This window comes from Pigmentiphaga sp. MLSB6-MA01 (genome assembly GCF_058793475.1).
Genome location: NZ_JBXAFV010000020.1, coordinates 109,934 through 120,016, shown reverse-complemented (window position 1 = coordinate 120,016; position 10,083 = coordinate 109,934). Strand labels below are relative to the sequence as shown.

Annotated in this window: 9 protein-coding genes; 1 reads left to right on the top strand and 8 read right to left on the bottom strand. The window is 68.6% G+C overall.

The window, feature by feature from the left end:
• The first annotated feature begins 148 nt into the window (after nt 1–148).
• A complete protein-coding gene (locus AC1Q6E_RS26285; protein ID WP_492573829.1) occupies nt 149–1,606 on the top strand; it encodes a DegQ family serine endoprotease in 1,458 nt (485 codons plus the stop codon).
• Nucleotides 1,607–1,752: 146 nt separating this feature from the next.
• On the opposite strand, the gene AC1Q6E_RS26280 is transcribed toward AC1Q6E_RS26285, so the two are convergent.
• The 8 genes from AC1Q6E_RS26280 to AC1Q6E_RS26245 form a co-directional block, all read right to left on the bottom strand.
• Entirely contained in the window at nt 1,753–2,592 is an 840-nt protein-coding gene (locus AC1Q6E_RS26280) for a ferritin family protein (RefSeq protein WP_152793766.1), read from the bottom strand.
• Nucleotides 2,593–2,737: 145 nt separating this feature from the next.
• Nucleotides 2,738–4,171 (bottom strand): high affinity choline transporter 1, encoded by a 1,434-nt coding sequence (locus AC1Q6E_RS26275; RefSeq protein WP_492573828.1) that lies wholly within the window; start codon nt 4,169–4,171, stop codon nt 2,738–2,740.
• Nucleotides 4,172–4,324: 153 nt separating this feature from the next.
• Nucleotides 4,325–5,065 carry a sulfite exporter TauE/SafE family protein gene (locus AC1Q6E_RS26270; protein ID WP_492573835.1) on the bottom strand — a complete coding sequence of 247 codons (741 nt, stop codon included), beginning with the start codon at nt 5,063–5,065 and terminating at the stop codon, nt 4,325–4,327.
• A 103-nt stretch (nt 5,066–5,168) separates the two neighbouring features.
• Nucleotides 5,169–6,722 (bottom strand): ubiquinone biosynthesis regulatory protein kinase UbiB, encoded by a 1,554-nt coding sequence (gene ubiB, locus AC1Q6E_RS26265; protein WP_152793769.1) that lies wholly within the window; start codon nt 6,720–6,722, stop codon nt 5,169–5,171.
• 3 nt (nt 6,723–6,725) lie between these two features.
• Nucleotides 6,726–7,355 (bottom strand): ubiquinone biosynthesis accessory factor UbiJ, encoded by a 630-nt coding sequence (locus tag AC1Q6E_RS26260; protein WP_152793770.1) that lies wholly within the window; start codon nt 7,353–7,355, stop codon nt 6,726–6,728.
• A gap of 209 nt (nt 7,356–7,564) precedes the next feature.
• A complete protein-coding gene (locus AC1Q6E_RS26255) occupies nt 7,565–8,557 on the bottom strand; it encodes a Tim44 domain-containing protein (protein WP_492573827.1) in 993 nt (330 codons plus the stop codon).
• A 235-nt stretch (nt 8,558–8,792) separates the two neighbouring features.
• Complete coding sequence (gene ubiE, locus AC1Q6E_RS26250; protein ID WP_152793772.1) at nt 8,793–9,572, bottom strand: bifunctional demethylmenaquinone methyltransferase/2-methoxy-6-polyprenyl-1,4-benzoquinol methylase UbiE; 780 nt, start codon at nt 9,570–9,572, stop codon at nt 8,793–8,795.
• Nucleotides 9,569–9,994, bottom strand: coding sequence for a gamma-butyrobetaine hydroxylase family protein (locus AC1Q6E_RS26245; RefSeq protein ID WP_152793773.1), 426 nt, complete (start codon nt 9,992–9,994; stop codon nt 9,569–9,571). Before AC1Q6E_RS26245 ends, ubiE begins: the two co-directional genes overlap by 4 nt.
• Nucleotides 9,995–10,083 lie beyond the last annotated feature (89 nt).

Sequence of the window (10,083 nt, the reverse complement as noted above, 5' to 3'; positions counted from 1 at the left end):
CAGGAAACCGCGGATCCGGCTTTGCCGGTCCGCCGGTTTCGCCCCCTGGGGGGCGCGCGTCAGCGCGTAGGGGGGGGGTCTTAAGTTCCATTTAAGACAACCGCTCCACCATGACGCCATGTCTCATCACCTGGCACAGGAGCCCACCATGAACACCCGCAAATTCTCCGCTTCGCACCTGGCCGTGGTGCTGGTTGCCGCCGGCGTGTTCGGCGCCGCCGGCGCCACCGCGTTCCAGCGCGCCTCCACCACGCAAGCCGTGCCGGTCTCCGCCGCAAGCACGCTGGCGGCCGCGCCCGTGGGCTCGGTGACACCTCCCGATTTCTCGCAGATCACGCAGCGCTACGGCCCGGCCGTGGTCAACATCAGCGTGACCGGCACCACCAAGGTCTCTGACGACGAAGGCGATCCGTTCGCCCAGTTCTTCCGCGGCTTCCCCGGCTATCCCGGCGGGGGTGGCGGCGGCACGCATAGCGTGCCGATGCGCGGCCAGGGCTCCGGCTTCATCGTCAGTTCCGACGGCATCATCCTGACCAACGCCCACGTGGTGAAGGACGCCAAGGAAGTCACCGTCAAGCTGACCGACCGGCGCGAATTCCGCGCCAAGGTGCTGGGTTCGGATCCGCAGACCGACGTCGCCGTGCTGAAGATCGACGCCCGCAACCTGCCGGTGGTGGTCGTGGGCAATCCCAACGACCTGCGCGTAGGCGAATGGGTGCTGGCCATCGGCTCGCCCTACGGCCTGGAGAACACGGTGACGGCGGGCGTGGTCAGCGCCAAGGGCCGCTCGCTGCCCAACGACGGCTCGGTGCCGTTCATCCAGACCGATGCCGCCGTCAACCCGGGCAACTCGGGCGGGCCGCTGTTCAACTCGCGCGGCGAAGTGGTCGGCATCAACTCGCAGATCTACAGCCAGACCGGCGGCTATCAAGGCCTGTCGTTCGCCATCCCGATCGACGTGGCGGCCAAGGTCAAGGACCAGATCGTCGCGCATGGCGAGGTTCACCACGCCCGCCTGGGCGTCACCATCCAGGAGGTCAACCAGGCGCTGGCCGACTCGTTCAAGCTGGACTCCCCCACCGGCGCGCTGGTCGCCAGCGTGGAAAAGAACAGCCCCGCGGACAAGGCCGGCCTGAAGTCCGGCGACATCATCCGCAAGATCGACGGCAAGCCCGTGGTGGCCTCGGGCGACCTGCCCGCGGTGATCAGCCTGGCCACGCCGGGACAGGAGGTCAAGCTGGAGGTATGGCGCAATGGCTCGCCGCACGACATCGTCGCCAAGCTGGGCAGCGCCAAGGCCGAAGCCACGGCCAGCGCCGATACGCGCGGCGGCGCCGCGCACGGCCGGCTGGGCCTGGCGCTGCGTCCGCTGACCCCGCAGGAACAGATGGCCGTGGGCGGCAGCGGTGGACTGGTGGTCGAGCAGGTGGGCGGTCCGGCCGAACAGGCCGGCATCGAACCCGGGGACCTGCTGCTGTCGCTGAACGGCGTCCCGGTGCAGAGTGTCGAACAGGTACGCTCGCTGGTCGCGAAATCGGGCAAGAACGTGGCGCTGCTCGTGCAGCGTGGCGACGCCAAGATCTTCGTGCCCGTGCAGCTCGGCTGACCGCCTGGCGCCCCTGCCGGGGCCCCGCCCCGGCAGCCTTTCTCCGGCCGCCGCCCTACCGGGCGGGCGGCCGGTTCAGTTTGCGCTGGCGGCTTTGCCGGGACATGGCTCTGGCGGGCTGGTCGACAACCCTGGCCCGGCGGGCCTCAACCGGCGGCCAGTTCCTTGCGGTAGCGGTTGAGGTCCTGCACGGTCGCGAAGCTGCGGCCCAGCAGGGTCGACATGTTGTGCAGGATGCGGTCGGCCACCTTGCCCTCCCACTCCCGGTCGAACTGGATCTGGTCGTCCAGCCAGCGGTCGAGCCAGCCCGGCTCGGGCAGCCGGGATTGCACGGTGTCATTGGGAAACAGGCTCTTGTTGACGTGCAGGTTGGTCGGGTGCAGCGCCTGCGAGGTGCGCTTGGCCGACGCCATCAACACGCCTATCTTGGCAAAGGCGGCCCGCGCCTGGTCGGCCAGCTCCTTGCCCCGCTCGGTCAGCGCCCGCCTCATGTAGCGCAGGTAGGCCCCGGCATGGCGGGCCTCGTCCTGCGCGATGAGTTTGTAGATGGCCTTGATGACCGGCTCGCTGTGCCACTGCGCGGCGCGGCGGTACCAATGGTTGAGCCGGATTTCGCCGCAGAAATGCAGCGTCAGGGTTTCGAGGGCAGGCGCGGTGTCGAACTCGAAACGCACATGGTGCAGTTCGTCCTCGGTCGGCAGCATGTCGGGACGGAAGCGCCGCAGATATTCCTGCAGCACCAGCGAATGCTTCTGCTCTTCATAGAACCAGATCGACATGAAGGCGCTGAAGTCGCTGTCCCCGCGGTTGTCGCGCAGGAACATCTCGGTGGCCGGCAGCGCCGACCACTCGGTGATCGCGTTCATCTTGATCGTATGCGCCTGCTCGTCGGTCAGCAGACTGGCGTCGAACTGATCCCACGGCACGTCCTTTCCCATGTCCCAGCGCACGGACTCCAGGGATTTGAATAGTTCCGGGTACAGCATGATGGGCCCTTGTATGGAAGCCGGCAGCTTGGGCGTTCCAAGTCGCCGGAAGTCGGCGAAGGATATAGCGGGAGTCTTACCCCCGCGTGACACATTCCCTCCGGATCCGGCCGGGCGTGGCGCAGGACGCGCCTGTAACAGGCGTTTACAGGACCGGATGCAGCGCGGGCCGGACGCGCGACCGCACGACTTGGGGAAGCAGGCTGCCGGCCCAGATGCCGACGAAACCCGCCAGCAGTCCCGCCAATTGTGGCGGAAAATCTTCCGCGGCAAAAGCCCTGACCAGCAACCAGGCCGCCACCCCCATCACCGACGACAGCAGCGCGCCCTGGGTGGTCGCGCGCCGCCAGTACAAACCCATCAGCAGCGGCACGAAAGCCCCGACCAGCGTGACGATATAGGCGCCCGCCACCATCTCGTAGATGCTGTCGGACGTGTTCAGCGCGAACGTCAGCACGCACAGTCCGAACAGCACCACGGAGACGCGCATCGCGCGCAGGAAATGCTTGTCCGACATGCCCGGCAGGAAATGGCGCAGGATGTTCTCGGCGAAGGTGGTGGACGGCGCCAGCAGCGTGGCCGAGGCGGTCGACATGATGGCCGACAGCAGCGCGCCGAAGAAGAATACCTGCGCCACCGTGGGCATGCGCTGGAGAATGAAGGTGGGCAGGATCTTCTGTGGATCCTCCTGCATGAGCGACCCGACCGTCTCGGGCATCACGCTGAAAGCGGCCACGCCGATGTACATGGGGATGCAGGCGAACACCAGGTAGAGCAGCCCGCCGATGACCGGACCGCGCCGGGCCGTGTCCACGTCCTTGGACGACATCACGCGCTGGTAGACGTCCTGCTGGGGGATCGAGCCCAGCATCATCGTGACCAGCGCGGCGAAGAAGAACAACACATCGTGGGTCGTGGCGGGCGGCAGGAAATTGAGCAGGTCGCGGCTGGTCGCCTCGTGCACGATCACGCCCACGCCGCCGGCGAGGTCGGTGGCGAAATAGGCGATGGTGAAGAGCCCGGCCACGATCACGATCATCTGGAAGAAATCGGTCAGCGCGACCGACCACATGCCGCCGAACAACGTATAGGTCATCACGATCAGCGTGCCGATGATCATGCCATGGGTCTGCGAGAACACCCCCGGATCGAGCATGTGGAACACCAGTCCCAACGCCTTGACCTGCGCGGCCACCCACCCCAGGTACGAGATGATGATCGCCAGGCTCATGATGACCTCGACGATGGGGCCGTAGCGTTCGCGGTAGTAGTCGCCCAGCGTCAGCAGGTTGTGCCGGTAGAGCCGCGCGGCGAAGAACACGCCCACCAGCACCAGGCACATCGACGCGCCGAACGGATCCTCGACCACGCCCCCCAACCCTTCCCGCACGAACACGGCCGACACGCCCAGCACGGCCTCGGAGCCGAACCAGGTGGCGAAGGTCGTGGCAACCACGATGAACAGGGGCAGCGACCGGCCGGCCACCGCATAGTCAGTCGAGTTCGACACCCGGCGGGCGGCGACCACGCCTATGCAGATGGAAACCAGCAGGTAGAGCAAGACGAACCAGAACACCATGATGCCGAGCCCACCCGGGGAAAAAAGCCAAAACCGCGCGAGTATCGCACAGCGGGCGAGGGCTTTCCAGGGCCGCCGGAACAGGTCCATTGATGTGCGGGCAGGGGCGCCGGGCCCGCACCACGGTGGGGCCCGGAACGCTTCCGCAGGCGGTCAGAAACAGAGATACAGGCCCAACAGGCCGAGCCCCGCGAAAAACCCCCGGCGGAACGCCGCGGGGCTGATGCGGCGGCGCAGATGCTGGCCCGCCCACATGCCCGCCATGGCCGGCACCAGGGCCACCAGGGACGCGGCCATCTGTTGGTAGCCCAGGGCGCCGCCCCGGGCCAGCGCCACGGCCAGCGCCAGCGTCGAGACCGTGAAGGCCATCCCCAGCGCCTGCACCAGTTCGTCCCTGGCCAGGCCCAGCGCCTGCAGATAGGGCACGGCGGGGATCACGAACACGCCCGTGGCAGCCGTCACCGCGCCCGTCGCCAGGCCGGCCAACGCCCCCAGCCTGCGTTCGGCGCCGGGCGGCACGCGCAGTTGGACAGCCGTCAGGCCGAAGGCCGCGTACAACACCAGGGCCACGCCCAGCGCCCGGACCGCCCAGGGCTGCGATCCCGTGCCGGCCAGCGCCGCCGTCAGCCAGGTCCCCGCCACGACCCCCGCCAGCAGGGGCCACAGGCGTTTCGCCAGATGCAGGAACCGCCCGCCGGCGGCCAGTTGCCAGACGTTGGTCACCATGGACGGCACCACGAGCAGCGCCGCGGCCTGCGCCGGAACCATGGCCAGGCCCAGCAGCCCCATGGCGACGGTGGGCAGCCCCAGGCCGATGACGCCCTTGACGGCGCCGGCCACGAAGAAGGTGCCGAGGATAAGAAGAATCAGGGGCCAACTGGCCACGGAATACATCGAGAGCAGAGAGTCCATGGCGCCATGCTGCCGCAAGCCGCGCCGGCTGGAAATGCGGATTACGCGGATCCAGCCTTCGGAAAATCCGGAGCCAGGAACAACCCTAGCGGACGACCGCCCACAGCGCCACGGCCACGCCCACCGCCAGCACGCCGGCGATCACCGCCATCAGGCGATTGGTCTGCTGCTGGGCGGCCCGCAGGCGCTGCAATTCGGCCAGCGTGTCGGCGGAACGGTCCGGCCGGGCCAGTTGATGATGCACCAGGCGCGGCAACTCAGGCAGCATCTGCGCCCACTGCTGCGATTCGCGCCGCAGGTTGTTGCGCAGCGCCGCCCAGCCGACGCGCTCGTTCATCCAGCGTTCCAGGTAAGGCTTGGCCGTCTTCCACAGGTCCAGCGACGGGTCCAGCTCGCGCCCCAGCCCTTCGACGTTGAGCAGCGTCTTCTGCAGCAGCACCAGTTGCGGCTGGATCTCGACGTTGAAGCGGCGCGAGGTCTGGAACAGGCGCAGCAGCACCTGCCCCAGCGAGATCTCGGCCAGGGGCCGGTCGAAATAAGGCTCGCAGCAGGCCCGGATCGCGCCTTCCAGTTCTTCCTCGCGCGTGCCGGGCGGCACCCAGCCGGACTCGATGTGCAGGCGCGCGACCTGGCGATAGTCGCGCCGGAAGAACGCCAGGAAGTTCTGCGCCAGGTAGTTCTTGTCGAACTCGGACAGCGAGCCGACGATGCCGAAATCAAGCGCGATGTAGCGCCCCAGCGTGCGCGGATCGTCCGACACGTAGATGTTGCCCGGGTGCATGTCCGCGTGGAAGAAGCCGTCCGCGAACATCTGGGTGAAGCAGATCTCCACGCCGTCCCTTGCCAGCTTCTTCAGGTCCACGCCGGCCTCGACCAGCCGCGCGGTGTGATTGACGGGAATGCCGCGCATGCGCTCCATCGTGAAGATGGACGACGAGCAATAGTCCCACATCACTTCCGGCACGATCAGCAGGTCGCCGCGCGGCCCGTCGGGTGCGAAGTTGCGGCGCAACTGGCTGCAGTTGGCCGCCTCGCGCAGCAGGTCGAGTTCGTCGTGCAGGTATTTGTCGAACTCGGCCACCACCTCGCGCGGCTTCAGGCGCCGTCCGTCGGCCGAGATCTTCTCGATCAGCGTCGCCGCCGCCCGCAGCAGCCGCAGGTCCTTGTCGATCACCGGCGCCATGTTGGGCCGCAGGACCTTCACGGCCACCTCCCGGCCGTCCTTGAGCACCGCGAAATGCACCTGCGCGATCGAGGCCGAGGCCACCGGCTCGCGCTCGAAACTCGCAAACAACACGTCCGGATGCCGGCCCAGCTCCTTCCTGATGCTGGCGATGGCCACTTCGGAAGGGAACGGCGGCACGCGGTCCTGCAGGCGCGCCAGTTCGTCGGCGATGTCCGCCGGGATCAGGTCGCGCCGCGTCGACAACACCTGGCCGAACTTGACGAAGATGGGGCCGAGCGTCTCCAGCGCGAGGCGCAGCCGCTCGCCGCGCGGCGCGTGCAGCTTGCGGCCCAGCCGCATCACGACCAGCAGGCGCTCGGTCCAGGGATGCCGGATGCCGGAAATCACGAGTTCGTCCAGGCCGTAGCGAAAGCTGACGAACATGATGCGGATCAGGCGCAGGAAGGTGAACATGTCCTAGCCCTCCGCGCCCGGACGGGCTTCGAACCGGGCCAGCCTGTCGCGCAGGTGCTCCACCCGCTTGCCCGCGCGCTCGGCATCGTCGCGCAGGCGCCGCACCTCGCTCCCCCAGGCTTGCAGGGCATGCGCGGACGCGACGGCCCCGCTTTCCTCGGTCAGGTACTCCGCCACGTTCTCGGCCAGCCGCCAGGCGCCGGCGCGCAGCCCGCCCGCCACCCCCCGGGCCGTGCGGACCAGGCGGGCCGCGGGGATGTCCCCGACGATCCCGGCCAGGTCCTCCTCCACGTCCCAGCGCAGATCCCGCGCCAGGTCTCCCAGCACGTGGGCCAGCGCCGCGTCGCCCTCGATGCGCACCGCCGCCATCCGGCGGGCGGCGTCGCCCGACAGCAGTTCCGGCAACCTGCCGCCATCCACGGTCAGGGTCACGTCGGGCACGGCTTCGGCGGCGGCGGCCTCGACCAGGCCATGCGGAGTGATCGTCAGCGCCATGCGCAGGGAGCCGGCGGCCAGGCAGGCAGTCTTGCCGGCATGCTGGCGCAGCCGCTCGCGGGCCCAGGGCTCGCGCACCAGCAGCGTGTCGAGCGCCCGGATGGCGGCGGCGGAAGGGTACGGCAGGGACACGGACATAGGATGGAAGACAAACCTGTCAGGAAAACCGGCCGGCAATCCGGCCTGCCAACGAAAAACGCCCCCTGGCTTGCCGCTTCGCGGCGGCGCGGCCCCCCACCAGGGGGCGTTTTCATCCTGGGGCGGCCCGGCAATGAAAAACGCCCGTCCGGGGACGGGCGTTCCACGGGGTTCGACCCCGCAAGTTTACCGGGTGGCGCGCCAGGGCGTTACCGGTTGTGCTCCTGTACCGGGATCTGCTGCACGCCAGCCAGCAGCCAGCCGCCATCGTTCGGCTTGAACAGGTTCCAGATTTCCTCGAATCGGAAGGCTTCCGTGCCCGGCGCCTCGCGCAGCATGCCGGAGAAGCGGACACTGGCGAGGTGGCCGTCGGAGACGGTCTCGATGCCGAGCAGCTCGGCGTTCAGCAGCACCACCTCGGTCACGTTCTGGCCCTGGCGCTGGCCGATCTGCTGGCTGAGTTCGGCCAGCAGGTCGTCGGTGACCCGGTCACGCAGCTCGTTCACGTCGCCGCGGTCCCAGACGCCTTGCAATTGCACGAAGTTGTTCTTCGCATGGCTGAGGAAATTCGCGGTGTCGAAATCGCTGGGGATGCCCCACTCGCCGGTGGGAGCAGCGCCCGCGGCAGCCGCGGCAGCCGCGGAGGCGGCGGGTACGGCCGCCGGAGCGGCGGACACCGGCGCCGCCGATGCGCGCGCCATGGTGGCGGGCGGCTCGTTGCGCGGTTGCTGGAAGCGGCTGTTGCCCGCGCCCTGGAGCGCCGGCTGCTGGCCGCCGCCGCGCAGGCGACGGACGATGAACAGCACGGCGAAGATCGCCAGCGCGATGAGCAGCATGCTGCCGATGAACTCGGCCGCGGCCCCGCCCAGGCCGAAATGCGACAGCAGGGCCGCCAGGCCCAGGCCGGCGGCGATGCCGGCGATGGGGCCCAGCCAGCGCGACATGCCGCTGCGCGCGGCGGTGGCGCCCGCGGCGGCCCCGGCGGCGGCGGGCGCCGCCGACGGCGCGGCCTGCTGGTTCTGCTGGGGCGTGCGCGCGGGCGGCATGGCCTGCCGCTGCGTCACGTTGCTGGACTGGCGGCCCATGCTGCCGCCCCCGCCCAGGCGCTTGGCCAGGGCGTCATGCGAGACGCCCAACATGGCTACGGTCGATACGGCGATGACCAGAGCCGGGATGAACCTGGAAAAAAAACGTCGGGACATTGTGTGGATTCTCCTGTAATCAATGTCGTGGCGCCGCGCTGCCGGCCCCGATGCCGGGTCTGCCGGGACAACGCGGGCGCCATTGCTGCCAGGTGGGGATGCCCGGCGCCGCGCCGCCCCCGCAGACGGGCGGTCGTAGCAGCCTTTCCTGACAATTAGCTGAAATTTAACGGACTATGGCGCAAATCGCCAGTCGGGACGCCCCGGATTTTCGAAGGAATTTGAAACAGAGGCGCTACAGCCGCACGCCCTCGTGCAGGGCGACCACCCCGGCGGTCAAATTGAAATACTGGACACGCGCCAGGCCCGCCTGTTCCAGCATGCCGGCCAGGGTGGCCTGGTCCGGGTGCATGCGTATGGATTCGGCCAGATAGCGGTAGCTGGCCTCGTCCTGGGCCACCTTGCGCCCCAGCCAGGGCAGGATATTGAACGAATACCAGTCGTAGGCCGCCCGCAGCGGCTTGGCGACCCGGGAGAATTCCAGCACCAGCAGCTTGCCGCCCGGCCGCAGCACCCGCGTCATCTCGGCCAGGGCCCGGTCCTTGTGGGTCATGTTGCGCAACCCGAACGCCACCGAAACGCGATCGAAATAGCCGTCCGGGAACGGCAGCTTCTCGGCGTCGCAGACGGCGGTGGGCATCATCAGCCCCGCGTCCAGCATCCGGTCCCGCCCCACCCGCAGCATGGAATCGTTGATGTCGGTCAGCCAGACCTCGCCGGTGGGTCCGGCACGCCGGGCGAAGGCCTTGGCCAGGTCGCCGGTGCCGCCCGCGATGTCCAGCACCTTCATGCCCGGACGCACGCCGGCGCGGGCCACGGTGAAGACCTTCCAGGCGCGGTGCAGGCCGCCGGACATCAGATCGTTCATGACGTCGTAGCGCGCGGCCACCGAGTGGAAGACCTCGGCCACCTTGCGCGCCTTGTCGGTCTCGGCCACCTGCTGGAAACCGAAATGGGTCGTACCCGGCGACGGCGTGCCGCCGGTCGGCTCGGGGGAGTGCTGCTTATCGCTCATTGCTTACCTTCACGGCGTACTTCGGTTGTTGCCATCCCGTCCCGGGGCTCCGGATCCCGCGAGGCGCCCGCCGCTTCCAGCGCGGCTAGATAATCCGCCCACAGGCGGTCCTGGTCGCGGCCCAGCGCGTGAAGGATGTCCCAGGAGTAGATTCCGGTCGAATGACCATCGGAGAACGTCGGCTGGACCCCGTAGTTGCCCACCGGTTCCAGCGAGACCAGATCCACGTCGCGCTTGCCTACCTGCAGCGTCTCCTGGCCCGGTCCGTGGCCCCGGACCTCGGCCGAGGGACTGTAGACACGCAACAGCTCGAAAGGCAGGCGGAAGTTGCTGCCGTCGTCGAAGGCGACCTCCAGTGTCCTGGACTGCCGATGCACGACGATATTGGTGGGAAGGGGGGTATTCTTGTCCAGGCCGGCCATGTTGTTCTCGCGTCAGGACTCCATGGTAGCCGATGGACGCCGCCGCCGTGCCGGCGCGCCGCCCGGGGGCCGGTTCATGTCACATACCT